General features: G+C 30.1%; 26 protein-coding genes and 1 riboswitch. Of the genes, 18 read left to right on the forward strand and 8 right to left on the reverse strand.

The genetic code is table 11. The annotated features are described in order from the left end of the window. Positions 1-17: 17 nt before the first annotated feature. Positions 18-593 (forward strand): pseudouridine synthase, encoded by a 576-nt coding sequence (locus VJY38_RS04075; protein WP_353679392.1) that lies wholly within the window; start codon positions 18-20, stop codon positions 591-593. Positions 594-644: 51 nt separating this feature from the next. Here the strand turns inward: VJY38_RS04075 and VJY38_RS04080 are convergent, their stop codons facing one another. Beyond that, the gene (locus tag VJY38_RS04080; RefSeq protein ID WP_353679393.1) at positions 645-2,567 is read right to left on the reverse strand and encodes a TonB-dependent receptor plug domain-containing protein; all 1,923 of its coding nucleotides are present in this window, start codon (positions 2,565-2,567) and stop codon (positions 645-647) included. Positions 2,568-2,683: 116 nt separating this feature from the next. Next, positions 2,684-2,879, reverse strand: a riboswitch (cobalamin riboswitch). A 203-nt stretch (positions 2,880-3,082) separates the two neighbouring features. Here VJY38_RS04080 and VJY38_RS04085 point away from each other — a divergent pair. The 11 genes from VJY38_RS04085 (at position 3,083) to VJY38_RS04135 (ending at position 13,249) form a co-directional block, all read left to right on the forward strand. Then, the gene (locus tag VJY38_RS04085; RefSeq protein ID WP_353679394.1) at positions 3,083-3,751 is read left to right on the forward strand and encodes a succinate dehydrogenase cytochrome b subunit; all 669 of its coding nucleotides are present in this window, start codon (positions 3,083-3,085) and stop codon (positions 3,749-3,751) included. Positions 3,752-3,753: 2 nt separating this feature from the next. Next, positions 3,754-5,661: a fumarate reductase/succinate dehydrogenase flavoprotein subunit gene (locus VJY38_RS04090; protein ID WP_353679937.1), complete on the forward strand. Its 1,908-nt coding sequence runs from the start codon at positions 3,754-3,756 to the stop codon at positions 5,659-5,661. Positions 5,662-5,684: 23 nt separating this feature from the next. After that, positions 5,685-6,452 carry a succinate dehydrogenase/fumarate reductase iron-sulfur subunit gene (locus tag VJY38_RS04095; RefSeq protein ID WP_353679395.1) on the forward strand — a complete coding sequence of 256 codons (768 nt, stop codon included), beginning with the start codon at positions 5,685-5,687 and terminating at the stop codon, positions 6,450-6,452. A 121-nt stretch (positions 6,453-6,573) separates the two neighbouring features. Continuing rightward, positions 6,574-8,226, forward strand: coding sequence for a DUF8457 domain-containing protein (locus VJY38_RS04100; RefSeq protein WP_353679396.1), 1,653 nt, complete (start codon positions 6,574-6,576; stop codon positions 8,224-8,226). A 2-nt stretch (positions 8,227-8,228) separates the two neighbouring features. Next, positions 8,229-9,212 (forward strand): GTPase ObgE, encoded by a 984-nt coding sequence (gene obgE, locus VJY38_RS04105; RefSeq protein WP_353679397.1) that lies wholly within the window; start codon positions 8,229-8,231, stop codon positions 9,210-9,212. After that, positions 9,191-10,198 (forward strand): FecCD family ABC transporter permease, encoded by a 1,008-nt coding sequence (locus VJY38_RS04110; protein WP_353679398.1) that lies wholly within the window; start codon positions 9,191-9,193, stop codon positions 10,196-10,198. The genes obgE and VJY38_RS04110 overlap by 22 nt, the downstream gene beginning before the upstream one ends. A gap of 10 nt (positions 10,199-10,208) precedes the next feature. Continuing rightward, positions 10,209-11,036 (forward strand): M48 family metalloprotease, encoded by an 828-nt coding sequence (locus tag VJY38_RS04115; RefSeq protein ID WP_353679399.1) that lies wholly within the window; start codon positions 10,209-10,211, stop codon positions 11,034-11,036. 25 nt (positions 11,037-11,061) lie between these two features. Further along, positions 11,062-11,340, forward strand: coding sequence for a hypothetical protein (locus tag VJY38_RS04120; protein ID WP_353679400.1), 279 nt, complete (start codon positions 11,062-11,064; stop codon positions 11,338-11,340). Positions 11,341-11,475: 135 nt separating this feature from the next. Beyond that, complete coding sequence (locus VJY38_RS04125; RefSeq protein WP_353679401.1) at positions 11,476-11,895, forward strand: secondary thiamine-phosphate synthase enzyme YjbQ; 420 nt, start codon at positions 11,476-11,478, stop codon at positions 11,893-11,895. 2 nt (positions 11,896-11,897) lie between these two features. Beyond that, complete coding sequence (locus tag VJY38_RS04130; RefSeq protein WP_353679402.1) at positions 11,898-12,716, forward strand: phospholipase C/P1 nuclease family protein; 819 nt, start codon at positions 11,898-11,900, stop codon at positions 12,714-12,716. Then, positions 12,716-13,249, forward strand: a complete 534-nt coding sequence (locus tag VJY38_RS04135; protein ID WP_353679403.1) for an LOG family protein — start codon at positions 12,716-12,718, stop codon at positions 13,247-13,249. Before VJY38_RS04130 ends, VJY38_RS04135 begins: the two co-directional genes overlap by 1 nt. A 4-nt stretch (positions 13,250-13,253) precedes the next feature. On the opposite strand, the gene VJY38_RS04140 is transcribed toward VJY38_RS04135, so the two are convergent. From VJY38_RS04140 to VJY38_RS04160, 5 genes are read right to left on the reverse strand one after another with little or no spacing between them, the layout of a single operon-like run. Continuing rightward, entirely contained in the window at positions 13,254-13,913 is a 660-nt protein-coding gene (locus tag VJY38_RS04140) for an SPOR domain-containing protein (RefSeq protein ID WP_353679404.1), read from the reverse strand. Beyond that, complete coding sequence (locus tag VJY38_RS04145; protein ID WP_353679405.1) at positions 13,913-16,300, reverse strand: heme lyase CcmF/NrfE family subunit; 2,388 nt, start codon at positions 16,298-16,300, stop codon at positions 13,913-13,915. Before VJY38_RS04145 ends, VJY38_RS04140 begins: the two co-directional genes overlap by 1 nt. Before the next feature lie 18 nt (positions 16,301-16,318). Next, complete coding sequence (locus VJY38_RS04150; protein ID WP_353679406.1) at positions 16,319-16,708, reverse strand: cytochrome c maturation protein CcmE domain-containing protein; 390 nt, start codon at positions 16,706-16,708, stop codon at positions 16,319-16,321. Between the two features lie 4 nt (positions 16,709-16,712). Further along, the gene (locus VJY38_RS04155; protein WP_353679407.1) at positions 16,713-16,862 is read right to left on the reverse strand and encodes a CcmD family protein; all 150 of its coding nucleotides are present in this window, start codon (positions 16,860-16,862) and stop codon (positions 16,713-16,715) included. Positions 16,863-16,870: 8 nt separating this feature from the next. Then, positions 16,871-17,626, reverse strand: coding sequence for a cytochrome c biogenesis protein (locus VJY38_RS04160; protein ID WP_353679938.1), 756 nt, complete (start codon positions 17,624-17,626; stop codon positions 16,871-16,873). Positions 17,627-17,756: 130 nt separating this feature from the next. Between VJY38_RS04160 and VJY38_RS04165 the strand changes: the two genes are divergently transcribed. Next, complete coding sequence (locus VJY38_RS04165) at positions 17,757-18,839, forward strand: PP2C family protein-serine/threonine phosphatase (RefSeq protein ID WP_353679408.1); 1,083 nt, start codon at positions 17,757-17,759, stop codon at positions 18,837-18,839. On the opposite strand, the gene VJY38_RS04170 is transcribed toward VJY38_RS04165, so the two are convergent. Then, entirely contained in the window at positions 18,836-20,386 is a 1,551-nt protein-coding gene (locus VJY38_RS04170) for a tetratricopeptide repeat protein (RefSeq protein WP_353679409.1), read from the reverse strand. The two genes, VJY38_RS04165 and VJY38_RS04170, sit on opposite strands and share 4 nt — an antisense overlap. A 6-nt stretch (positions 20,387-20,392) precedes the next feature. Continuing rightward, positions 20,393-20,809 carry an ATP-binding protein gene (locus VJY38_RS04175; protein WP_353679410.1) on the reverse strand — a complete coding sequence of 139 codons (417 nt, stop codon included), beginning with the start codon at positions 20,807-20,809 and terminating at the stop codon, positions 20,393-20,395. Between the two features lie 150 nt (positions 20,810-20,959). Between VJY38_RS04175 and VJY38_RS04180 the strand changes: the two genes are divergently transcribed. From VJY38_RS04180 to VJY38_RS04200, 5 genes are all read left to right on the forward strand, one after another. Further along, on the forward strand, positions 20,960-21,730 hold the full coding sequence (locus tag VJY38_RS04180; RefSeq protein WP_353679411.1) for an MBL fold metallo-hydrolase: 771 nt from the start codon (positions 20,960-20,962) through the stop codon (positions 21,728-21,730). Between the two features lie 80 nt (positions 21,731-21,810). After that, positions 21,811-22,908 (forward strand): sigma-54 interaction domain-containing protein, encoded by a 1,098-nt coding sequence (locus tag VJY38_RS04185; protein ID WP_353679412.1) that lies wholly within the window; start codon positions 21,811-21,813, stop codon positions 22,906-22,908. After that, positions 22,898-23,401, forward strand: a complete 504-nt coding sequence (locus VJY38_RS04190; protein ID WP_353679413.1) for an LptE family protein — start codon at positions 22,898-22,900, stop codon at positions 23,399-23,401. Before VJY38_RS04185 ends, VJY38_RS04190 begins: the two co-directional genes overlap by 11 nt. Positions 23,402-23,418: 17 nt before the next feature. Then, positions 23,419-24,888, forward strand: a complete 1,470-nt coding sequence (locus VJY38_RS04195) for a cellulose synthase family protein (RefSeq protein ID WP_353679414.1) — start codon at positions 23,419-23,421, stop codon at positions 24,886-24,888. Further along, positions 24,889-25,545 (forward strand): tetratricopeptide repeat protein, encoded by a 657-nt coding sequence (locus VJY38_RS04200; protein WP_353679415.1) that lies wholly within the window; start codon positions 24,889-24,891, stop codon positions 25,543-25,545. Positions 25,546-25,555: the final 10 nt, after the last annotated feature.

Consider the following 25,555-nt stretch of genomic DNA (forward strand, 5'->3'; position numbering starts at 1 on the left):
ATTATCTAAATTACACAATGAAAAAAGCCTTAAAATATTATATCATCCATAAACCATATGGAGTACTATCGCAATTTACAGATAAAGAAGGGAGAAAAACATTAAAATCTCTTTATAATTTTCCTAAAGATGTTTATCCGGTTGGAAGATTAGATATGGATAGTGAAGGTTTATTAATTTTAACAAATGACAAATTGCTCACAGATTATTTATTGAATCCTTTAAACAAACACGAGAGAGAATATTATGTTCAGGTTGAAGGTATCCCAACAGAAGAATCTCTTCAGAAACTAAGGGAAGGTGTTATAATTCAAGGAAGAAAAACATTACCTGCAAAAGTAAAAGTAATTAACACGCCTGATTTTCCCGAAAGAGTTCCTCCCATTCGATTTAGAAAAACAATTCCTACATCATGGCTAAGTATAACAATTGTTGAAGGTAAAAATAGACAGGTTAGAAAAATGACAGCTTCTGTTGGATTACCTACTCTTCGACTAATTAGAGTAAGAATAAAAAATATTTTACTTGGAGATTTGAAACCTGGAGAAGTTAGAGAATTAACTAAAATGGAAATTAGTGGACTTTATAAATAATCCCCTGCTAATAAAATTATAGCAGGGGATCGTAAATATTATATTCAAATTTTACAGCTTTACATTACAGCCAATGTAGAAAGTCCTGCCCAGAGTACCATAATAAAGAACTTCTTCATAATCTTTATTAAATAAATTTTCCACACGTCCATAAATTTCCAGATAACTAAATAGTTTATAGGTAAGGGATAGATTTACAATCGAATAATCACTCATTGTAATTCGTTTAGCAGGATAAAAAGAAAAATCTTTGTCATCTCGTTTTCCAACATATTTTAATGATGTATTAAATGTTATTTCATCATTTATTTGATAACCAAGATATAAATAAAATTGATGCTCTGGTCTTCTCAGTAATGGTTTATTAAAATCAACGCTTCCTTCATATTTATCTTTTGTATAGTTATAAGTATAATTAGCATTTATGAATAAACCATTAATATTTGTTAATGTAGAATAAAATTCAAATCCCTTCGATGCAGCTTTAGCAATATTAATTGTTTTATAATTAGCATCGTATCCAAACATATCTTCTAAATCAAGATTAAAATAAGTTATACCAAGAGAAATTTTTCCATTTATAAAAAATTGTTCTATGCCTAACTCCCAGCCTTTACTTTTTTCTGGTTTTAATTCGGGATTACCAAAAAGTGGATCATATAAATTAAAAAGTGATGGAGCCTTGAAACCTGTTCCATAACTTGCTTTAATCTTTGTATTAGTTGAATTCAAGTAATAAGCAGGTGCTATTCTAAAAGTTGTAACAGTACCATATTTTTCGTTTTTATCAATTCTAAATCCTACTGATGCAAAAAGTGAATTGGAAAAGTTTAATTGATCCTGCAAATAAAGTCCTGTAGTTCGAATTGATTTTTCTGGGAAAATACTTTCATATGGACCCCATTCAGAATTACTTTTATAACTTGTATTTGCTTTTTCTAACTCTGTTTCAATTCCAAGAGTAATTAAATTATTTTTTATAAAATTAAAATTGTTTTGCCAATCGAATTTAATTCTTTCAGCATGATTATTACTGCTTGAAGAAGTAAAAGGTCTAATATCATCTGTTTCATCATTTGCATTACTCAATCTTTTAAAGTACGAAGCAGAAAAAAATTGTTCCCATTTATTATCAAACAAATTTGAAGTTAATTGACTTTTAAATATCTGTTCTTCAACATCATATTTAAAATTAGGATCGTCGCCTTGTTTTTCGTTCTGGTCTAAATCAGTTTTTAGTTTAGAATACTTGTACATAAAATTCAATTTTAAATTAGAAAGTAAATTCAAATTTATCTTTGAAGTTATAGCATTATTATTAAATCCATCTGTTTCATTATTACCATATTTTGCATTACTTGCCGAAATTCCTTTGCTTCCAGTTCCCGAAGCAGATAAATAATAATCAATTAATTTATAATTTCCTTGAAAAGAGAGATTCCCTTTATAGAAAGAATGAGTTCCCCCTTCAATCGAAAGAGAATAATACTTTTTTTTCTGCGATCCTTTAGTAATAAAATTAATAACACCCGCAATTGCATCTGAACCATATAAAGTACTTTGAGGACCACGAACTATTTCAATTTTTTCAATATCATCTATATTAAGGATAGAAAAATCAAAAGCATTGTTTGGAGAAGAAGCATCATTAACTTTAAAACCATCAATAAAAACAAGTGTATGATTTGAATTAGCACCACGCATAAAAAGGTTTGCAATTTTCCCATAACCTCCTTGTTGAACTATGATTAGTCCCGGCACTTCTCTAAGTACCTCAACAACACTATTATAATGCTTTTTTGAAATCTCTTCTGCTGTAATAATTGTAACAGAACTTGCAAGAGAATAATAAGGTGTTTGAGTTCTATTAGCAGTTACAACAACTTCAGATAAAGTTGTTTTAAGAGTATCTGATTGTGACAGTAATAAATTATTAAGAAGAATTGAAACAGTTATAAATAAAAATTTTTTCATTGAAGTTACTCCTTTTTTGTTTAATAAAAAATTAAAGATGTAACTTCGTGGGTTGATGAGTTTGAATGAAATACGATTTGTAACTTCGTAAATCAAACCTCACCCGCGAAGGTTGATTTAATTCGAAATTTGCGGCAGGTCTCCTGGCTCGAGATATCGTTTAAAGCCTTCCCACCTTTAAACAGGCAGTGGCAAAATTTTAAACGACATTAAATCTCTCACAGTTGCGGGGCAGCACCGGATTCTAAGCTTCAAGCTTACCACCGGTTTCCCTATTAAGTCCTTACGGACACCGCAAATTTTTAAGAATGCATTTGCAAAGTTAAAAAAATTTTAAAACTGTGCAACAGAATTTATTACTAATATATAATTGAAAAAGATATTTAATAAACTTATCTTAATAAATGCATATTAAATTTATGGTGCAAACTTGATTATTCCTGATAGGAATATATTTCTCTTCCAATTAAATCTTCCCTCAAAAGCTAATAAATTCAAAATATAGGAGAATTTTAATGAACTGGTTTTTAAATGCATTAAAGTCTTCTATTGGTAAAAAAATTATTATGGCTGTAACAGGGGTTTGCATTATGATTTTTCTTATTATTCATCTCATCAATAATCTTTCACTTTATGGTGGCCCCCAGCTATTCAACACAGTTGTAAAAAATCTTGATATAATAAAACCAATAGTAAGAATAATCGAAATTATTTTAGCACTAATCTTTATCTTTCATATTTATGATGGGGTAAAGCTTTGGTTTGAAAACAGAAGAGCAAGACCAATTAAGTACAAAATTAATGCTACTTCTGAAAATACAGATATTTTTTCTCGAACTATGATATGGAGTGGTAGTATTATTTTTATTTTTCTTGTTATTCATTTAAGAACATTCTGGATATCATTTAATTTAGGACATCCTCTTGCACAAAGTCATAATTATTATCAAATAGTAGTAGAAGCTTTTCAAAGTCCAGTTTACTCTTTCTTTTACATAGTTGCACTAATTATAATGGGTTTTCATTTAATGCATGGTTTTCAAAGTGCTTTTCAAACTTTTGGCTGGAACAATAAAAAATATTTTCCTGTTATTAAAATGCTTGGTGTGATTTATACTTTAATTATGGTTATTGGTTTTGTATCAATTCCAATTTACTTTTTATTTTTCTATGGAGGTAATTAATGATTACATTAGATTCAAAAGTTCCTGCTGGTCCACTTAAAGATAAATGGGAAAATCATAAATTTAATATGAAGCTGGTTAGTCCAGCTAATAAAAGAAAATATGACATTATTATTGTAGGAACTGGACTTGCAGGTGCATCGGCTGCTGCATCACTTGGCGAACTGGGATATAATGTAAAAGTTTTTACATACCACGATAGTGCTCGAAGAGCACACAGTATTGCTGCTCAAGGTGGAATCAATGCTGCTAAAAATTATCAAAACGATGGTGATTCTGTTTATAGACTTTTTTATGATACAATAAAAGGTGGCGATTTTCGCTCACGAGAGGCAAATGTTTATCGACTTGCTGAAGTAAGTGGAAATATTATTGACCAATGCGTAGCTCAAGGTGTTCCATTTGCTCGTGAATATGGAGGAATGCTCGATAATCGATCTTTTGGTGGTGCTCTTGTTTCAAGAACTTTTTATGCAAAAGGCCAAACAGGTCAACAACTTTTGCTGGGTGCTTATTCAGCTATGAATAGACAAATTAAGCTCGGAAAAGTAAAACTTTATGCAAGACGAGAAATGGTTGATCTTGTTGTAATTGATGGAATTGCTCGTGGGATAATAGTTAGAAATCTTGTTACAGGTGAATTCGAAAAATATTCTGCTCATGCAGTTATACTTGCTACAGGTGGATATTCCAATGTTTTCTTTTTATCAACTAATGCTATGAACTGTAATGCTACAGCAATCTGGAGAGCACATAAAAGAGGAGCTGCTTTTGCAAATCCATGCTTTACTCAAATTCATCCTACATGTATACCTCTGCATGGCGAAGTACAATCTAAACTTACATTGATGAGTGAAAGTTTACGCAACGATGGAAGAATCTGGGTTTCAAAAATAAAAGGTGATATGAGACATCCAAATGATATACCCGAAGAAGAAAGAGATTATTTCCTCGAAAGAAAATATCCAACTTATGGAAATCTGAGTCCTCGTGATATCTCATCACGTGCTGCAAAAGAAGTTGTTGACGAAGGTCGTGGGGCTCAGGGTCAGGAAGCTGTTTATCTCGATTTTAGAGATGCAATAAATAGACTTGGAAGAAAAGTTATTGAAGAACGATATGGAAATTTGTTTGAAATGTACAAGACAATTACTGGAGAAGATCCATATGAAGTTCCAATGAAAATTTATCCAGCTCCGCATTATACAATGGGTGGACTTTGGGTTGATTATAATTTGATGAGTACAATACCTGGACTTTTTGTTGCAGGTGAGGCAAACTTTTCAGATCATGGTGCAAATCGTTTAGGAGCAAGTGCATTAATGCAAGGACTTGCAGATGGATATTTTATACTTCCATATACTATTGGTAATTATCTTGCAACTGAAAAACCTTCACTCATTAATATTGATCATCCAGAATTTGATAAGTTTAAAAAAGAAATCGAAGATTTTACTCACAAACTTCTCTCTGTAAAAGGAAAAAGAACTGTTGATAGTATTCACAAACAATTAGGAAGAATAATGTGGAATAAAGTTGGCATGGCAAGAAGCGAACAGGGTCTAAAAGAAGCAATTAATGAAATAAGAGAACTTAGAGAAGAATTCTGGAAAAATGTTAATGTGGTTGGAAGTGCAAATGATCTTAATCAATGTCTTGAACGAGCTGGACGAGTTGCAGATTATCTTGAACTAGGAGAATTAATGGCAATTGATGCTCTACATCGTAATGAATCCTGTGGTGCTCACTTTAGAGTTGAGTATCAAACAGAAGAAGGAGAAGCTCTGCGAAATGATGAAGAATATGCTTATGTCGCTGCATGGGAATTTAAAGAAATTGGGAAGTGGGAATTACACAAAGAACCACTTGTATTTGAAACTGTTCAGTTAGCAACTCGTAGTTATAAATAGCAAGAAAATTATGAGGATAAAAAATGAACAATAAAAAATTGAACTTAACTCTAAAAATCTGGCGACAACCTGGCCCTAATTCTGCTGGCAGTTTTGTAGAATATAAAGTTTCTGTTTCACCCGATGCTTCATTTCTTGAAATGTTAGATGAATTGAATAATGAACTCGAAAGCAAAAATTTAGAACCCATTGCATTTGAAAGCGATTGTAGAGAAGGAATTTGTGGAACATGTGGTATTGTAATCAATGGACATCCTCATGGCCCTATTCCAAGAATTGCAACCTGCCAGCTTCATATGAGAAATTTTAAAGATGGAGATACAATCTGGGTTGAGCCATTCAGAGCCAGAGCATTTCCTGTTATCAAAGATTTAATAGTAGATCGATCTGCTCTCGATAGAATTATGGAAGCAGGTGGTTTTATTTCTGTTAATACAGGAAGTGCCCCAGATGGAAATGCAATCCCAATACCTAAAGACATTGCTTCTGAAGCAATGGATGCTGCAACCTGTATTGGATGTGGTGCCTGTGTTGCAGCTTGTAAAAATGCATCGGCAATGTTATTTGTAAGTGCAAAAATTTCTCATCTTGCACTTTTACCACAAGGACAACCAGAACGTTACATTAGAGTTCAGACTATGGTTAAAAAAATGGATGAACTTGGATTTGGTGCATGTTCAAATACTTATGCCTGCGAAGCAGAATGCCCTAAAGGCATCTCCATTCTTAATATTGCACGCATGAATCGTGACTATTTAGTTGCAAAATTGAAAACCGAAGAAGTTGAATAATCCCGACAGCTTAAGTCGGGATTTTTTTTATCCTTTTTGGTATAATTGATTGTCAATAAATTGAATTTTTGAAAATATCCTCCTGAAAAAATTATTTTTATAACTTTTGGTTATTCATTCCATGTTCGAAAGAGAAATAAAATTTATTTATGACTTTAATCTTAACAAAGTGAATAAACTTGGTCCATCATTTACTTTCGAACAACTTTCCAGTATAGACCTTCATCCTGCTATTTTGAATTATATCTCTGCTGAAATAGATTATATCATTTTTGAAGATAGACAAAAACTTCTTAAAGATTCAGTATTCGATTATTCTGGTGAAAAAATATCTTATTATTTCTCGCTTATAAATGAAGAAATTAAAAAACGGAAAAGACTATCACTTGAATATGTCTCTAAATTAATTCTACACGCAACTTCATTTAATATTAATTATTTATCCAGACCAATGTGGACTCTCAAAAAATTTATTTTTGACGAGGGTGATCATAGAACCTCTTCTGAAATAAAACAAATTTTGAATTATGTCTACTATTATAATTATCTAAAAAAAATTCTTTTATCCTACATAAATACAAAGAAAATTCTTTCGCTTAACTTTCAGGAATTTGATGAACTACTAAATAAAATAGATAAAGCTGGTCTGGAAACAAATTCAAAAAGCATTTTAAATACTGCTTTAAATTCTATGGCAGACTTCTTTAATATTGGTGAGCTTCATAAAAATAAAATTCCTCTTCAAGCAATTATATTATTTCTTGAAGAAAAAAAATTAGATCAACATTTAAGAAAGATTAAAGTTGCTTTTGGGAACGATATAAATGCTAAATGCAGTATTATTGATATTCAAAAAGTATTTGATTCTTCACTTGTTGAAGAACAAGAAGAATTAACGCAAGAAGAAAAACAAATTGATTTTGAAACTGTTGATAATAATGTAGATGCACAAGAAGAAATAAATTTGAATGTTCCAGATGAGAATGTTATTGAAAATAATTTAGAAGAATCAAAAGCTAACTTCGAAGAATCTGTTGAAGAAACAGAAAATTTAATTGAAGAATTATATTCCGAACCAGAAGAAAAAGAAAGCTCAGACATCATAGAACAAAATAATGAAAAAGAAGAAGATGAAATTTCAATTTCACATAAACCTCAAAAGTTTAGAATAAGAGTAGATAAGGATAACGAAATTGAACCAATAGAAGAGAGCGAAGAAACCGATGAAGAAATAACCTTATCAACAGAATCATTAAACAAAGAAAATTTTATACAGGAAGATGAAAGTTCATTAGAAGAATTTGATGATGAAAAATTATCTGACGATGAGACTGATGAATTAGAAATTGAAGATAATAAACAGAAAGAAGATAAAAATTTATCTGATGAAGAAGGTGAGACTCTAAGTTCAATCTTTAAAATGGCAAAAGAAGAACACATCGATGAATTAGAAAAAGAAAAATATAATCAAGAAAGCATAGAGAAAGATTCTTTGGATAACAAAACAAATTCATCAATTGAAGAAAAAGAAAAATCACTGAATGTTAATGAATTACTCGACGATAAAGAAGTAACCAAAATTATAGAAGCAATTTTTGATTATGATATAGAAGATTTTTCAAATGTGCTTGAATTAATTGCCAAATGCCATTCATTAGAAGATGCTTATCGAATAATCGACAAAGAATTAGCAAATCGAAATCTTAATCCCAAATCAAAAGAAGCCGAATTATTCAAATCAATTATTTCTGAACATTTTAAGAGCTCGCAATAAATATGTTTATTGATTACGCAAAAATTTATGTTAAAGCCGGTAAAGGAGGCAACGGAGCAGTTGCATTCAGAAGAGAAAAGTATGTACCTAAAGGTGGCCCCGCTGGCGGTAATGGAGGGAATGGAGGGAATGTAATTTTTGTTGCCGACAAGAATTTAAATACATTACTCGATGTTCGATATAAACGAAAATATATTGCCGAAAATGGGCAACACGGTGGCTCTTCTCTTAAAGATGGTAAAAATGGGAAAGATGTTTTTATAAGAGTTCCTGTTGGTACTGTAATAAAAGATGCAGAAACAGAAAAAGTACTTTGCGATCTTGATGAAGATGGTAAAACTTTTATTGCTGCAAAAGGTGGTAAAGGCGGCAAAGGAAATAGCTATTTTGCAACACCTACAAATCAAGCTCCCAGATATGCTGAGCCCGGTAAAGAAGGTGAAGAAAAAAATTTAATCTTAGAATTAAAACTCATTGCAGATGTAGGTTTGGTTGGATTTCCTAATGCTGGTAAATCAACTTTAATATCTGCTATATCAGAAGCTAAACCTAAAATTGCAGATTATCCCTTCACTACTCTCGAACCAAATCTTGGTATTGTTAGATACAAAGACTTTCAAAGTTTTACAGTAGCAGATATCCCTGGAATAATTGAAGGTGCACATAAAGGTAAAGGATTAGGCTTAAAATTTTTACGCCATATCGAAAGAACAAAAATATTGCTGATTATGATTGATATTACTTCAGAAAATCACGAGAAGGATTATAAAACTTTAATAAGCGAACTTAACCAATATTCCAAAATGCTGAGCAGAAAAAAAAGAATAATTGGTTTATCAAAAGCAGATTTAGTTGATAAAGATACTATTGAAAAACTCCAAAAAAAGAAATTTGCCGATAACGTTCCGGTTGTTGTTTTTTCTGCTGTAAGTGGTTTTGGCATTCAAGAACTTCTGGATGAATTATGGAGACAATTACAAGATTAACTGTTACAGGTTTTCTATTAAGGATTTTTATATTGTTCATAGTACTTCTAATTATTTCATTGATTTGTTTATCAATAGGAAGTGTAAATATTAATCCTTTCCAGATTCTTTCAATTATTTTTTCTAATGAGGATAACTATTTATCCAAAATCATTTTTGATATTAGACTTCCAAGAATATTATTTGCGGTATTAGTTGGAGGTGGTTTATCACTTGCTGGTGCTGTATTTCAATCTTTATTGATGAATCCACTGGCAGAACCTTATATACTCGGGATTTCAAGTGGTGGTACATTTGGAGCAATTATTTCTTTTTATTTAGGCTTATCTTTTCCTGGTACTCAGTTACTTGCTTTTGTTGGAGCTTTGTGTGTTATGTTTATCGTTTTTATTTTAGGAAAAAGATTCGGTGAACTCGAACCAAATGTTCTATTACTCTCTGGAATTATGGTTGGATCATTCTTTTCTGCTTTAATTCTATTAATGATGACTATATTAAATGATTCATTAAAAACCACAATTTTCTGGTTAATTGGTAATCTATCACTTGCAGATAAAAATAATTTAATTTTCGTGATGCCTATTACTATTATCACTTCCACAATCTTAATTATTCTTTCGAATAAATTTAATGTAATGAGTCTCGGTTCTGATTACGCAAAACAACTTGGAATAAATACAAATCTTATAAGAAATACTTCTTACATATTAACAAGTATAATGATAGGTACACTTGTATCAATAAGTGGAATAATTGGTTTTGTTGGATTATTAATCCCCCATATCTGCAGAATTTTATTTGGTAACGATAATCGTATAATTTTCACTTCATCTTTTTTTATAGGTGCATCTTATCTTGTAGTAGCAGATACTATTGCTCGAACAATAATATCTCCTGCTGAATTACCTGTAGGAGCAATAACTGCATTAATAGGAGCTCCCATTTTCATATATCTTTTGAAAAAAAAGTTCAGTATCACAAATTAAATCAGTGATTATGATAAAAACTAAACAACTAATTATTTTATTTATTTCAATAATATTTATATCCTGTTCAACTGGCATTAATATTTTCACCGATTCAGACGAAGTAAATTTAGGGAAACAATTTGATGCAGAAATAAGAAAAAATACCAAAGAATATCCCATTTACGAAAATCAGGAAGTAAAAGATTATATTGATAAAAATATTTTTCGTGAAATTTTGAAATCTCCCGAAATCAAAAAAAATAAAGTATATAACTATCAAATAGAAATAATAAAGAACGATAGTATATTAAACGCATTTGCAATTCCAGGTGGTTATATTTATTTATATACAGGTTTACTTAAGTATCTTGATTCCGAAGATGCACTTGCAGGTGTTTTAGCTCATGAAATTGCTCATGTTGAAAGGCGTCATGCTACTCAAAGAATTACAGCTTCATACGGAATTTCTATAATATTAAGTATTGCACTCGGAGAAAATCCTACGCAAGTTGCAGAACTTGTAGCAAATTTATTTTCAGGATTAGCACTTCTTGCAAATAGTAGAGCTAACGAAGATGAAAGTGATGAATACTCAATTAAATACTTACAGTCCACAAGATTTTATCCTGGTGCAGTAAAATTCTTCTTTGAGAAATTACGTGATGATGGATTGGTTTCAAAACAAAGTTCTACGATCGCTACATTTTTATCAACTCATCCCGATCCAGTAAATAGAATAAAAACAACTGAATCAAGATTAAAAGCTTTAGGGATAGAAATTATCAATTATAAAAGTGAATCGAGCAGAATTTTTAGAAATGAGTATAAGAAAAATATCTTAGAAAAAATTAATTAACTTTATTAATAAAAAGAGAAAGAAAATGAAAAAATTAATTTTAGCAGTTCTATTTGTATTAATAATATCACTTACATCATGTATACCAGGTGGTGGACAATATAATCAGAAACATCAAGCAGGCTTTTTTACTGGTATATGGCATGGCTGGATTGCTCCTGTATCACTCGTGTGGGGTTTATTCGATAATAGAGTAAGAGTTTACGAAATCAATAATAATGGCTGGTGGTACGACTTTGGATTTTATATCTCTATAGTCGGTGGCTTTGGTGGTTTTGCACTTACAAGAAAAAAGAAAAAATAGATAATATTAATCCCAATAAAAAATTTTATTAAAAATTCTTCTTGAACAACAAACAGAAATAAATAACTTTTCTGTTTTTAGCTCAAATTATTTTTGTAAATTTATGAATAGAATTAATAATTAATTTAATTAATTATGCAAATTAGAACATTCACATTTACAGTAAATACCAAAGGATTCAATGATATAGTTGATATAACTTCGGAAATTCAATCCCGTTTAAATGAAACAGGAATGAAAGAAGGGAATGTCCTTGTTTTTGCACCAGGCTCAACTTCTGGAATTACTACAATTGAATATGAACCTGGTCTATTAAAAGATTATCCAGAATTTTTTGAAAAAATTGCACCTTCAAATTATAACTATCATCATAATGAAACCTGGCATGATAACAACGGATATGCCCACATTCGTGCATCACTCCAGGGAAGTTCTTTACAAATTCCATTTATTGATTCAAAACTTCTACTTGGTACGTGGCAACAAATCGTACTTGTAGATTTTGATAACAGACCACGCAGAAGAAATATTATTGCTCAATTCATAGGACAATAATCATGAAGAAATTCCTTTTACTTTTCATCATCCCAGTAATTTTTAATTATGGTTGGGGTGATAACGGTCATAAATTAATTACCAAACACGCATTAAATCTTCTACAAAATGAAATTACTTTCTCCGAAGATTTTAAATCAAAAATAATTGAACATTCGGTTGATCCAGACTATCGTAAAAAGAATGATCCATCTGAACCTCAAAAACATTTTATAGATATTGATTATTATAAAGAATTCTTAAATGGTGAAATGATTTTCTCATTGGATTCTTTAAAGAAAATCTACGGCGATAGCATTGTAACTGCACAGGGTATTTTACCCTGGGCAACTATTACAACATATTCAAATCTTGTAAATGCATTTAAAGAACAGGATAAAGATAAAATATTATTATATACATCTGATCTTGCACATTACGTAGCCGATGGGCATCAACCTTTGCATACAACTATGAATTATAATGGTCAGCTTACAAATCAAAAAGGAATTCACTTTAGATATGAAATAGAAATGATTGATAAAAATCTTGAAAGCATAGAACAAAATCTGAAATTAATTACACCGACTTACATAACTAACGTCACAGAGTTTGTATTTAATTATTTGACGGAATCAAATTTTGAGATTGATATTTTGTTAACAGCTGATAAATTTGCATTACAGTATAACAAAGGAAAGTATGAATCTGATTACTACAGAATTTTATGGTACAGAACAAAATATTTAACTATCGATAAGTTTGAGCAAGCATCTTATTCACTTGCATCTTTGATTTATTCAGCCTGGATAGAAGCAGGAAAACCAAAAATAAATTACTAATGAGAAAAAAATACGTTACAGTTTTTGGTAGTTCAATTCCATCTCCTGGAGATGAAGAATACGAATTAGCATACAAACTGGGCAAGAAATTAGCTGAAAATGGTTTAAATGTTTGTACAGGTGGATTTCAGGGAATTATGGATGCAGTATCAAAAGGGGCAACTGAAAAAGGTGCTGAAGCATTAGGAATTACTCTCGCAGTTTATAATGCCAGACCAAGTAAATATCTCACTAAAGAAATTAGATGCAACACACTTTTTGAAAGACTGAATAAATTAATTGAGTATGGTAATGCATACATAGTTTTGAATGGTGGAACTGGAACACTTGTTGAACTCGCAATTGTATGGGAACTTATGAATAAGAAATTACTGAACGAAAAACCTTTTGCCTGTCATGGTACTTTGTGGAAAGAAATTGTTCATTTAATGGAAGAACAAATTAAAAGAGAAAAAAGAAAAACTGGTCTCGTAAAATGCTTTGATGATATTAATGAATGTGCAGATTTTATAATTGATAAATTAAAAGACTGAATGATTAATTCTCTATCTTAACTATCCGTCCTCTAATATTAAATTTTTGTTCTAATTCTTTTAATACTTCGTTTGCTTCTTCTTCACTTAAAAACTTTCCGCAATTAACAATATTCAGTAGACTTCCACCAATTTCTTTGTTAGTTATTTCAGTAAAATAACCTTTACCACTTAACATACTACTTAACTTTTTAGCATTATCTAAAATTAAAAAAGCTCCTACTTGAATAGTATATTTTATAGTATCTATAATTTCTCCTTTTGAAATTTCATCAAAATTTTCCTGAACTTTAGTCTTGACTAAATTTGATGCAGGAAACTTTTTCTTTAATTCTGTTAGATAATTTTCTGCAGTTTTATATAGTCCTAATGAATAATAATACAAATATATTCTGTACAAAATTTCATCTGAATGCTCATAATCAGGAAATTTATTATAAAGGAAGAAATATTTATTTAATGCATCTTCGCCATTTTTAGTGAGAATTGCATCAAGAAATAATGTAGATGGATTATCTGGAGAATTCTGTTTTAATTTAATAAGCATACTCTCAGCTTTCACAATATTGCCTTTTTCAATTTCTTTTAATGCGTTTGCAATATCAATACTCTGAGAGTATGCACTAACTTTAATTATTAGTAAGAATAAAATTATATACTTCATTATACAAGAGATTCTTTTGATCTCCGATAAGCTGAAATAACAAAACCTAAAACCATAACTACAACACCAATCCACACAAGACTAATAAATGGTTTTACACTTGCTTCAACAGTCAAAACTTCTTTTGGTGGAATTTGTTCATTATTATGTGATAAAGAACTAAAAGTTAATTCAACCATACCATCAGAAGCATTCATATTATTTATAAATACTTTTAAATCAGCTTCTTTAGATTCAGCAGGATAAAACTTTGGTCCTTCATTAGTTGTTTCCATATATGGTTCAATAATTTCTGTTTTACCATTATATTTTAATTTAAGATTAACACCAATTTTGAATTTACCTCCACTCATCATAGCACTCATATCTTCTGGCAAAACAAAATTTTCAAATGTTACTTCTACATTTTTATAACTATACTTTTCCCCTTTTTTAAGTTTAACCGAAGGATTAGTAGTTGCATTTGTTTCATCATATGAAATTGGTGCTACATAAAAATCTTTTGTTATACCTTCTAATATATCTGGTTCACGCATTAAACTATTATTAAATTCTGCAATGTACATAACAGGGGCAACAGTTTTAATAGAATTTCCTTTTTTAATAGAAACATTAAATGCATATTTCTTTCCACCTTCAATTGGTTGATAGCCTGTGAAAGTAAGCTCATAACCAAACAGATTAACTTTCTCACCTTTAACTAAATCAACCTGTTGATGTTTAGAATATCCACCTGTTGCAACCACTCCTACAAGAAATAATGAAATTCCCATATGTGCAACGTAAGCACCAAGATGTTTTCTTTTACCTCTTAGAATTGATAATGCAATTTCACCATTAACAAAAAGAGCAAATGCCGATGAAAAATTTAAAAGTACAAGCATAAAATTATTAACACCGCTAAACGCAAAAATTATTGCTGTCAACACTAATGATGAGATAAAAGCAAAACGAGAATTCTTCCATAGCTGATTACTTTCCGTAAATTTCCATTTTAGAATGAGACTTAAGCCATTTAATAAACCAATTATAATTGCAATAGGTAAATTAAGTTCGTTATAGAATTCAACCTCAACTGTCTGACCAAAGATAGGTGCACTTGTCCCAACGAGCACAATAACTGCAGATGCGATTAAAGCAACAGAGCCTGTAAATAAAGCTAATTCTCTCGATAAGACATTTTCTTCAAATGTAAAATGTTGAGTTAAATATTTCCATCTATAAATAATCAGTCCAATTCCAATTAATATAAAAAGAACTAAAAAGATGATAAGAAAAAGATATACAGTCATTCCAGGATCAACAAATGAATGAACAGAAGCATCTCCCAGTATTCCACTACGTGTGAGAAATGTACTGTAAACTACAAGAACATAAGTCATTATGCATAAAATTAAATTTGTCTTAACAAATCGGCTACTTCCATCTCTATCCTGACTTTTCTTTTGAACCAGCATTGTATGAATAGAAGCAATACCAATTAGCCATGGAACCAGAGATGAATTTTCAACGGGATCCCAGCCCCAATAACCCCCCCATCCCAGAACACCATAAGCCCAGTAACCTCCAAGCATTATACCTAACCCCAAAACCATCATTCCAGTTAATACCCAGGGCAAAGCTTGTTTAATCCAATCTTTGTATTCATTTTTAATCAATGCTGCTATTGCAAATGCATAAGAAACAGAAGACATTGCAAATCCTGTAAACAACATCGGTGGATGAATTTGCATCCAGAAATTTTGAAGAAGTGGATTTAATCCTTTCCCCTGAATAATAAAATTATCAAGAGCAATATTATTTGCCAGTAAAATAGTATACAATTCTTTACTGATTTGAATAAAATGTTTGTTTGATTGGGGATCACTAAATATAAAATTTTGCAATGCTGGTAAAGTCAAATAAGCTGTATTAATATGTTTCATGTCAACAAATGTCGGTTCAGCCCAGATATAATTAAATGGTGATTTTAGAAGAGGATTTAACATAATCAAAAGAAATGTGATCGATATTGAATACACCATCATTACTCTTGGCTCAAGATCTCCCCGTTTTGATGTATAATCCAGTAGTATCAAACCAATTATAACTGAGAAAAGCGCCCAAAGGAGAAAACTTCCTTCCTGACCAGCATAAAATGTAGAAATTAATAATCCAGTAGGTAAATCACTACTACTATAATCATATACATATTTGTATTGATACTGATGAGTTAAAATTGCATGCAAAAGCAATGCACTTGCAGCCATAACCATGACCGCAGTAATGTGATAACTAATTCTTGCATATCCTAATGTATTTTGAAAACCTTTGTAAGTTAGATAATACATTAAAATAGTAAAAACTCCTGCTAACAATGCAAGAGTTAAAAATATATTTCCAATCATACTTTCTCCTGACTTTAATTAAGATCTGGCTTTTTGAGCTGCTTGTTCCTGATATTTGGAAGGACATTTAGTTAATATATCAGTCGCTTGAAAAACTCCATTCGAATATTTTCCAGTAACAACAACACTTGTTGAAGATTCAAAATTATTTGGAATCATACCATGATAAACTACCTTCATTATATTTCCATTATCATCTTTTATATAAAAAGAAAATATTTTATTCTGATTATCGTATTCATAATTCCTTTCTCTAAGCCAGGTACCAGTGGCTTTTACAGTTTTACCAGATTGAATAACCTTTACAAAATTATTTTCGTATTGAACATTTGTTTGAGTAAAAAGATAAATCATGAAACCTAAAAATATGACAATAATAGCACCGCCAAAAATATATTTATTTTTCATAGCGTTACTTCTCCTTAAATTCTTTTTCAATTGCTTTGAGTTTTTTATCTGTGTTAAGTAAGAAAAGAAATATTCCAAGCCAGATAACAAGAACAATACACATCACAATATATATTGAATTTTGTTCTAAGAAATTTATTAATCCGTTTTCCATTTTACCTCTTAAAATTTTTTAGAAATATTTTCGATAATTATTAAAGTTTTATAACGAATTTTCCAGAGCCACCAGTATAAAATTGTAAAAGAAATTAAAGATAAATAAAATATTAGTTGCATGTTTGCATTCATTTTAAAATCTACTACTGGACCCGCAGTATCATCATTAGCCGAACCTGGATGTAAGCCCGTCATTATTCTTGGCATAATAAAAATAAAGAAAGGAACAGTTAAAAAAGCGATAATAGAATATACAGCCGAAAGCCTTGCTCTTTTATCTTCGTTCTCAATTGCCGAGCGTAAAGCCAGTAGAGAACCATAAATGAGAAGAAGTATAAAAATGCTTGTTTCTCTTGGATCCCAGTGCCAGAAAGCTCCCCATGTAAATTTAGCCCAAATCGATCCAGTAACTGTTGCTAAAATACAAAATATCATTCCCAGTTGTAATGCAGATGATGATTTTGCATCATCATCCAGATTTTTATTTCGTAAATATTTTATTCCATAAATCATTGCCATTAAAAAAGCAATAACAGAAATCCATGCTGTTGGAACATGAAAGAAAATAATTTTTGCTTTTTCTTCAAGTCCAGGAATGTTGGGAAACTCATACCAGTGTTGAGGTTGAGGCACTATTGGAAATGAAATTCCAGCAATTATAACAAAAGACATCAATAAGAATAATATTATTTTCCAGACCATATTTACACTTAATTTATTGATAAAGTATTCATTATTTAGGATAATTAGACAGCATTTCAGTTAGTTTTTCTCGAAAAATATAAAAGTAGATTATGATTTCCAAAGAATTAACTTTAATTTATTATTCAAAAAAATGGCACTTACCTTATATTTAATCGTCTAAAGAAATAAAGATAAAAGAGGAAAACATTTGACTGATAGAAATCCTATAAAAAGGCTATTTGATCTTTATACAAGTGATTTAAGTTATCAGGAAATAGAAAAACTAATCAAGCAAGAAGCTAATGAAGTTTACGAATTCTTTAAGAGTGATATACCCAAACCCGACCCATCAAAAAATAAAATTATAAAAGGATTTATCTTTGCCCGAAGTCTATTTAATGCATTTATATTGAGACTTTCTCCAGCAAGAAGAATTTTTTACTTAATAGCTTTATTCTTTTTTATAATCAGCTATTCAGAACCAAATTCATTATATCTGCTTTGCTCATTTTTAATTCTCAATCTACTTTTAGCATTTGAACTTGCCGATAAATTAACTGCAAAAAGTGAACTTGAAGTAGCAAGAAAAATTCAATTCGATTTAATTCCAGATTTTTCCACACAAATTAATAATTACAAAGTAGCAACTTTTTACGAACCAGCTCGAGAAGTGGGAGGAGATTATTTTGATATCATCCAAAAAAATGATAAAACTTATGTAATTGTAGGTGATATTTCAGGTAAAGGAATGGCTGCTGCTCTTCATATGGTTCGAGTGCAATCCATTATCTATTTTCTACTTGATTCATTTTCTGATGTAAAAGAAATAATTATAAATCTTAAAAAATACTTTTCTAAAAAATTGAGCCGTGAATTTTTTCTGACTATAATAATTGCTTCAATTGAAAATGATGGTAAAATTAATATTGTGCGAGCTGGTCACCCTCCTGCAATTTATTATAAACATAACAGCAAAGAATTTATTGATATCAGTCCATCTGGAATTGCAATTGGAATGAACGATAAAGGTTTATTTGAAAAAATAATAGAAACTCATCAAATAACACCTGAAGTCAATGACATTATAGTTTTCTATTCAGATGGGATTTTAGAAAGTATGAATATTTTTAAAAATATGTTCGGTTTAGAAAATTTGAAAAAAGTAATTCAAAATAATGTTGAAAAATCCCCTGAAGAAATAAAAAATGCAATACTTAACTCACTCTATCTATTCCGTGGGAATGCAATTCAAAATGACGACTTAACATTAGTTATTATGAAACGAACTTAATCAACATCAAGTAGTTGAAATTCTTCATCTGAAGGTCTTAACTCATCATACATTTTTTTAAGAGAATTAAAAGCTGTTTGGTTTCCTCTTTGAGCTGCTCGTCTATATAATTTTGCAGCAATTCCTTTTTCTTCTTTTACACCAATCCCTTTTTCATAACAATAACCCAGATAAGTTTCTGCAAGCACCGAGCCTTCTTCTGCAGCATTTTTTAGAATATTAATTTGTTCTTCAACATTATTTCTAAATGTTGTATCGACAATTTGTGCAAATGCAATTCGAATTAATGCTTCTTTGCTACTCAGTCTTCTGGCAATTTCCCAGTATTCAATAGCTTTCTTAAGATCCTTTTTAACCAGCGAACCTGAGCTATAACATAAACCTAATTCAATTATCGAAAGCAGATGATTCTGTAAGGCTGCATTTTTCAGAAGTTCAAGTGCTTCCTGATCCGATATTAAATTTAATAAACCAAGTGCTGCAAGACCTGCAGTAACATACATTGCATCAGTATTTTTCCTATTTACATTTTCTTTAAGTACATTACCAAAATTTTCATCTGCAATCATCTTAAAAAGTCTTTCACCAGCTTTATAAGAACCCAAACGATATGCATGTAAATAGTTAGTCGATGCTTTAATTAAATTTTTTTCAAACATAAATCCTTTTTCATAACACAATCCAATTACATAAATTGCTTCTGGACTTCCGTTTTCTGCAGCAAAAAGTAAAATTCCTTTTCCTGTTGTATCAGCTAAATTCAAATTTTCTTTTGCTTCATCAATTCCAAAATATTTTTTCAAATCTTTTACCTTGCCATCAAGCAATTTACTTATATCAACATTTTCTTCCTTTGTACTATCATCATCAAAATTATAATATTCTAAATCCCACTCAGAACTTATTAAACGAGAATCTTCATTAACCTCTACAGTTTGAGATTTTGTTTGTGTTGTATCTTCATAAAAAGTAAAGCCACTTTTTTTCATCTGTTCAATTGCTTCTTTAGCAGGCAGATAACCTTTTTTAGCAGAACTTTGAAAAAGTTGATAAGCTTTGTTATAATTTTTATTTACGATTAAATTATCAACCAACATCAAACCATAAGCAAATTCAGCTTCTGGTAAACCAGCATTTGCTGCACTCTTAAAATTAAGATAAGCTTCAAATGGATTCCATGGAACACCGATTCCATTATATAAAAGAATACCATAATTAAATTTTGCTACAGGAAGATTTTGATCTACAGCTTTTCTAATCCAGTAAATTGCTTTTACTGTATCTGGCGGAAAACCCTGACCAAGCAAATATCTCAAACCCAGCTCATGTTGAGCAAAAGGATCACCTCTATTTGCTTCTGTTACAAGTAAATATCCTGCAAGCAATGAATAGGAAGGATATTTGGCTTTAAAATAAGTTCTTCGTGTTTGATTTGATTTAAATGCCTGACTTCTTAAAGTATCGTACTGTGTATAATACTGTGCATTAACAGATCCAGTTAATATACTTAATAACGTGATTAATAAGAGAAGAGAATTAGTTTTCATTAAAAATTATATAAGCCATTTTTTTAATATGAAATAATTTTTGCCATTTACTGAAAAGTAATCAAGTTCATCCATCAATTGCTGAATTATATATAATCCCATACCACTTTCTGGTAAACTATCCAGATCCTCTGGATTAAAATCCAGATTCTTTATTTCGAGATTTTCTCTTGGAAGTCCTTCATCAATAATATTTACCTCTACAAATTCTTTATCTTTAAAAACTTTAACACATATTAACTTTCCATTTTCCCCTTTATAAGCATGTTTAATAACATTATTTAAGGCTTCCGTTAGACAAATATTGAAGGCATTACGGATTAATTCTTCTACTCCCTCGTCGGAAAGAAATTTTGTAACGGTTTCGCTTACCTTTTCAACTTCATCATAATCGCTTGTTATGTTAATTTCTATTTCATTCACATAAGTTTTTTATTTTGTTCAATATTAATATAAAAAAGTGTTATATCAGTATAAAGAAATTGTAAACAGGAATTAATTTATTATTTTTATTCAAGATAAAATCTTTATAACATATTTTTATAGGGATCAAAACTAAATTGTGAGAGTTCTATGAAAATAGTTTTTATTGGAACCAGTTCTGGCAGAACAAGTCTGCGAAGATTTCATTCATCATTTTTAATTAAATCAAAAAAATATAATCTATTAATAGATGCAGGAGATGGTATTTCAAAAGCACTTTTAAAATGTAAAATAGATTACAATTCCATAGATGCAATTTTGTTTTCACATTATCATGCCGACCACTTTACTGGAATAGGAGCATTAATTACTCAAATGAAATTAATTGGTAGAACAAAAATCTTAACAATTTATACACACAAAAATTTAATTCAGCCACTAAACAACTTAATTGATTCTGTTTACATGTTTAAAGAAAATTTAGGTTTTGAGCTTGATATAATTGGCTTTGACTTCGATGAAAAAATCAGAATAAATAATAATCTAAATTTTACTGCTCGACATAATTCGCATATTCAACAGAAAGAATTTCTTTCAAATTATCCATCTGAAATATTTGTATCATCAAGTTTTCTTTTTGAAATCGAGAATAAAAAAATATTCTATAGTTCTGATATTGGTACCAGCAATGATTTATACCTGTTCGAAAATGCAAAACCAGATTTTATGATAACAGAAACAATGCACATAGCTACGGATGATATTTACGAAGCTTTTAAAAAAATTAAACCCAGAAAAATATTTTTGACTCATATCGACGAACCTCAAGAAAAAGATTTAAACAAATGGTACCGTAATTTGCCATCAAAAGACAAAAGCAAAATAATCGTTTGCTCAGATGGTCTGGAATTTAAGCTTTAGTTATTAAGTTGATGATTTTTTATTTCTGCAATTATTTAATTGTAAAACCTTATTTTTAAATGGTTAATTAGAATTTATTTATGAGCATAGAAGAATTTCAAAAGAAGTTTGGTATTATTGGAAAATCAAAAGAAATTAGAGATTTGATTGATATAACAATGCAGGTAGCTCAATCTGATATTACTGTTCTCATAACAGGTGAGAGCGGTGTAGGTAAAGAAGTATTTGCAAGAGCTATTCACGGCTTCAGTAAAAGAGCTAATAAAGTTCTTGTTAGTGTTAACTGTGGTGCAATTCCCGAAGGAATTTTAGAGAGTGAATTATTTGGTCATAAAAAAGGAGCTTTTACTGGTGCAATAGAAGATAGAAAGGGATATTTTGAAATTGCCGATGGTGGAACTCTCTTTCTTGATGAGATTGCAGAAATGCCTTTAACTACACAGGTCAAGCTTTTAAGAGTACTCGAAACAAAAGAATTTATGAGAATCGGGGGCGAAACCGTAACAAAAGTTGATGTTCGAATTATTGCAGCTACTAATAAAGATCTCCAGCAAGAAGTAGATTCAAAAAAATTTAGAAGCGATTTATATTTTCGATTAAAAGCCGTAACTCTAAACATTCCTCCACTTAGAAATAGAAAAGCAGATATAATTGAATTAGCAAATCAATTCTTAAAAAACTTCTCGGAACACAACAATATACCTTTACCAAAACTTACCAAAGATGCAGAAGAAATTTTAATAAATTATCACTGGCCTGGTAATATCCGAGAACTAAAAAATGTAATTGAAACAGCAGTTGCACTTAACAAAGATGGTATAATAGATGCCGACTCTATTTATCCATTACTTGAATTTAAAAAAGAAGAAATTCGAAATTTACCTGTTCATCTGAATCGTTCGCCAGAAGCCTTAGATAGAGAAATGATTTATAGAGCTTTAATTGAAATAAAAAAGGACTTAATGGATTTAAAACAAATTGCATTGAATCATAATCAAGATGTAAATTATAGACCCATAAATTTTCAAAATGATGAAATTCTTCCTCTTAATGAACTTGAAAAAAGAGCAATAATTAATGCTATGAAGTTTACACATAATAATAAAAGAGAAGCTGCGAAACTTCTCAATATTAGTGAAAGAACTCTGTATAGAAAATTGAAAGAATATGGTATTTAAAAAAATATATATACTATTATTATTAATAGGTTTGACAAGTTGTAGGTATTCTTTTACAGGTGCTTCGGTTCCACCACATTTAAAAACTATTGCAATTACAACTTTTATTGATAGAAGTGGTTCAGGAGAGCCAGACTTAAGCAATAAATTTACAAATCAATTAATTCAAAAATTTATTAATGATAATACATTGCAGGTGACAGATAAATCTAACTCTGATTGTCTTATAGAAGGAACAATAACTTCTCTTTCAGATGCACCTGCAGTTATTTCGGGCAACGAAACAATTACAACACAAAGAATTACAATTAATGTTCGTGTTATTTATAAAGATTTAGTAAAACGTCAGACAATATTTGAAAGAGACTTTTCTAATTACACAGATTATAAAATAGATGCTTCTAATATTATCAATCTCCGCAAAACCGCAATTGATGAAACAATTGATAAAATTACAGAAGATATTCTTCTTGGCGTCGTTTCTAACTGGTAAAATAAGAGGTTACAACTATGGCAATTGATGAAATAATTTTGTTTGCATACATCTTTTCTTTAACAATTCTTCTTTTCTTTGGAAGTCACGGATTTATTATGATTTACTATCATCAAAAGTATAGAAGAAAAAGTCACATTGCTAAAGAAAGTATTCCCGAGGAAATGGTCACAATACAACTTCCACTTTATAACGAAGTTTATGTTGTTGAAAGATTAATAAACGCTGTTTGTCAGATAGATTATCCAAAAGACAAAATGGAAATTCAGGTGCTTGACGATTCAACTGATGAGACTGTAGATGTAGTAGCAAGATTAGTAAAACAAAAACAGGAAGAAGGATTTGATATTAAACATATTCGTCGTTCAAATCGAGAAGGATTTAAAGCTGGTGCACTTAAAGAAGGATTAAAAACAGCAAAAGGAAAATACATTGCTATTTTTGATGCGGATTTTATTCCTAAAAGAGATTTTCTTAAAAATACACTTCGTTATTTCTATGATGATAAAGTCGGTATGGTTCAAACTCGCTGGGAACATTTGAATGAAGATTATTCTCTGCTTACAAAAATTCAAGCCTTAGCACTTGATGGTCATTTTGTAATTGAGCAAACCGTAAGAAATAAAGCTGGATTTTTTATTAACTTCAATGGAACAGGTGGCGTATGGCGTAAGGACTGTATTGAAGATGCTGGTAATTGGGAAGGTGATACTTTAACTGAAGATTTAGACCTTAGTTATCGTGCTCAACTAAAAGGATGGAAATTTGTCTTCTTAAGGGATTTTACCACACCAGCAGAACTTCCTGCTGAAATGAATGCTCTTAAAGCTCAACAATTTAGATGGACTAAAGGAGCAATTGAAACTGCTAAAAAAATTCTTCCATTAGTATGGAAATCAAATATCCCACTGAAATTAAAAATTCATTCGACATTTCATTTAACAAACAATATCGTTTTCCCATTTATTCTTCTTGCTGGAATATTAAATGTACCTTTAATATTTATAAAAAATGCTGGACCATACTGGAGTTTCTTTAACATAATGGCAGTTTTTGTTATCGCTTTCATAGGTTCTTTCTTATTCTATATGTTTTCACAAAAAGATGTGCATCCAGATTGGAGAAAAAGAATTGCTTTATTCCCACTATTTATGGCTGGAAGTATGGGCTTAGCTCTTAATAATACACGGGCTGTTATAGAAGGATTATTGAATAGAAAAAGTGAATTTGTAAGAACACCTAAATTCAGAGTCGAAAGTAAAAAAGATACTGTTATAAAAAATAAATATTTAAAAAACATAAAAATTCAGGCTTCCACTTATGTTGAACTCATCCTGGCTATTTATTGTCTTATTGGAGTAATTGCTTCAATCTATTTTATGGAAATTGCTGCACTTCCATTCCAATTAATGTTTTTTACTGGATTTGCAAGTGTTTCAATTTTGTCGCTTAGACAGGCATTCTTAAAAAAACGGCAGATAAATTGAGTGATTAAAAAAAATTTTACAAATGATAAGATAAAATTAATTTATGAATTTAATCCCAGTTCACCACTCTTTGCACGTGTTGCATCTATTCTAATTGAAGAAGGTTCAATCTTAGAAGCTATAAAAATTTTAGAAAATGGAACAAAACAATATCCTGATTATCCTTCTGCATATTTTATTCTTGCTATTGCTAAAGCATATACTGGTAACGAAAAAGAAGCAATTGAATTAATCAATAAAGGAAACTCATTCATCAATTCTAATGAAACCAGAGAACATTATATACAGGTTATAAAAGAAATTGTTGAAGAAAGAGATTCATTAAAAGATGTAAAAAAGAAAGCTATCTGGGAAGAAGAAAAATCAAGCTATGTTGATTCAATTGAAGATCGTCTGGAAGTATTAGCAGAACAATTAAGTAAGGCAAGAATAAATTATGTTCCCGAAATTGATTCACAAACTGAAATAGAAATTCCAGAATATAAAGGGAAAAAAATCATATCCGAAACACTTGCAAAAATTTATGAATCACAAAAAAATTATAAAGAAGCAATTTCTATCTATAAAGAACTAATAAAAATTCATCCCGAAAAAACTGATTATTATAAAAACAAGATTAAAGAAATAAGCGAAATAATTGACACTGGCTTAGTTTGAAAGTCTTACA

The organism is Rosettibacter firmus (assembly GCF_036860695.1).
Taxonomy (GTDB): domain Bacteria; phylum Bacteroidota; class Ignavibacteria; order Ignavibacteriales; family Melioribacteraceae; genus Rosettibacter; species Rosettibacter firmus.

Bases quoted from the DNA above. Each gene is read 5' to 3' on its own strand.
- VJY38_RS04075 (WP_353679392.1), top strand. From the start codon at position 18: ATGAAAAAAGCCTTAAAATATTATATCATCCATAAACCATATGGAGTA.
- VJY38_RS04080 (WP_353679393.1), bottom strand. From the start codon at position 2,567: ATGAAAAAATTTTTATTTATAACTGTTTCAATTCTTCTTAATAATTTA.
- VJY38_RS04085 (WP_353679394.1), top strand. From the start codon at position 3,083: ATGAACTGGTTTTTAAATGCATTAAAGTCTTCTATTGGTAAAAAAATT.
- VJY38_RS04095 (WP_353679395.1), top strand. From the start codon at position 5,685: ATGAACAATAAAAAATTGAACTTAACTCTAAAAATCTGGCGACAACCT.
- VJY38_RS04100 (WP_353679396.1), top strand. From the start codon at position 6,574: ATGTTCGAAAGAGAAATAAAATTTATTTATGACTTTAATCTTAACAAA.
- obgE (WP_353679397.1), top strand. From the start codon at position 8,229: ATGTTTATTGATTACGCAAAAATTTATGTTAAAGCCGGTAAAGGAGGC.
- VJY38_RS04110 (WP_353679398.1), top strand. From the start codon at position 9,191: ATGGAGACAATTACAAGATTAACTGTTACAGGTTTTCTATTAAGGATT.
- VJY38_RS04115 (WP_353679399.1), top strand. From the start codon at position 10,209: ATGATAAAAACTAAACAACTAATTATTTTATTTATTTCAATAATATTT.
- VJY38_RS04120 (WP_353679400.1), top strand. From the start codon at position 11,062: ATGAAAAAATTAATTTTAGCAGTTCTATTTGTATTAATAATATCACTT.
- VJY38_RS04125 (WP_353679401.1), top strand. From the start codon at position 11,476: ATGCAAATTAGAACATTCACATTTACAGTAAATACCAAAGGATTCAAT.
- VJY38_RS04130 (WP_353679402.1), top strand. From the start codon at position 11,898: ATGAAGAAATTCCTTTTACTTTTCATCATCCCAGTAATTTTTAATTAT.
- VJY38_RS04135 (WP_353679403.1), top strand. From the start codon at position 12,716: ATGAGAAAAAAATACGTTACAGTTTTTGGTAGTTCAATTCCATCTCCT.
- VJY38_RS04140 (WP_353679404.1), bottom strand. From the start codon at position 13,913: ATGAAGTATATAATTTTATTCTTACTAATAATTAAAGTTAGTGCATAC.
- VJY38_RS04145 (WP_353679405.1), bottom strand. From the start codon at position 16,300: ATGATTGGAAATATATTTTTAACTCTTGCATTGTTAGCAGGAGTTTTT.
- VJY38_RS04150 (WP_353679406.1), bottom strand. From the start codon at position 16,708: ATGAAAAATAAATATATTTTTGGCGGTGCTATTATTGTCATATTTTTA.
- VJY38_RS04155 (WP_353679407.1), bottom strand. From the start codon at position 16,862: ATGGAAAACGGATTAATAAATTTCTTAGAACAAAATTCAATATATATT.
- VJY38_RS04170 (WP_353679409.1), bottom strand. From the start codon at position 20,386: ATGAAAACTAATTCTCTTCTCTTATTAATCACGTTATTAAGTATATTA.
- VJY38_RS04180 (WP_353679411.1), top strand. From the start codon at position 20,960: ATGAAAATAGTTTTTATTGGAACCAGTTCTGGCAGAACAAGTCTGCGA.
- VJY38_RS04185 (WP_353679412.1), top strand. From the start codon at position 21,811: ATGAGCATAGAAGAATTTCAAAAGAAGTTTGGTATTATTGGAAAATCA.
- VJY38_RS04190 (WP_353679413.1), top strand. From the start codon at position 22,898: ATGGTATTTAAAAAAATATATATACTATTATTATTAATAGGTTTGACA.
- VJY38_RS04195 (WP_353679414.1), top strand. From the start codon at position 23,419: ATGGCAATTGATGAAATAATTTTGTTTGCATACATCTTTTCTTTAACA.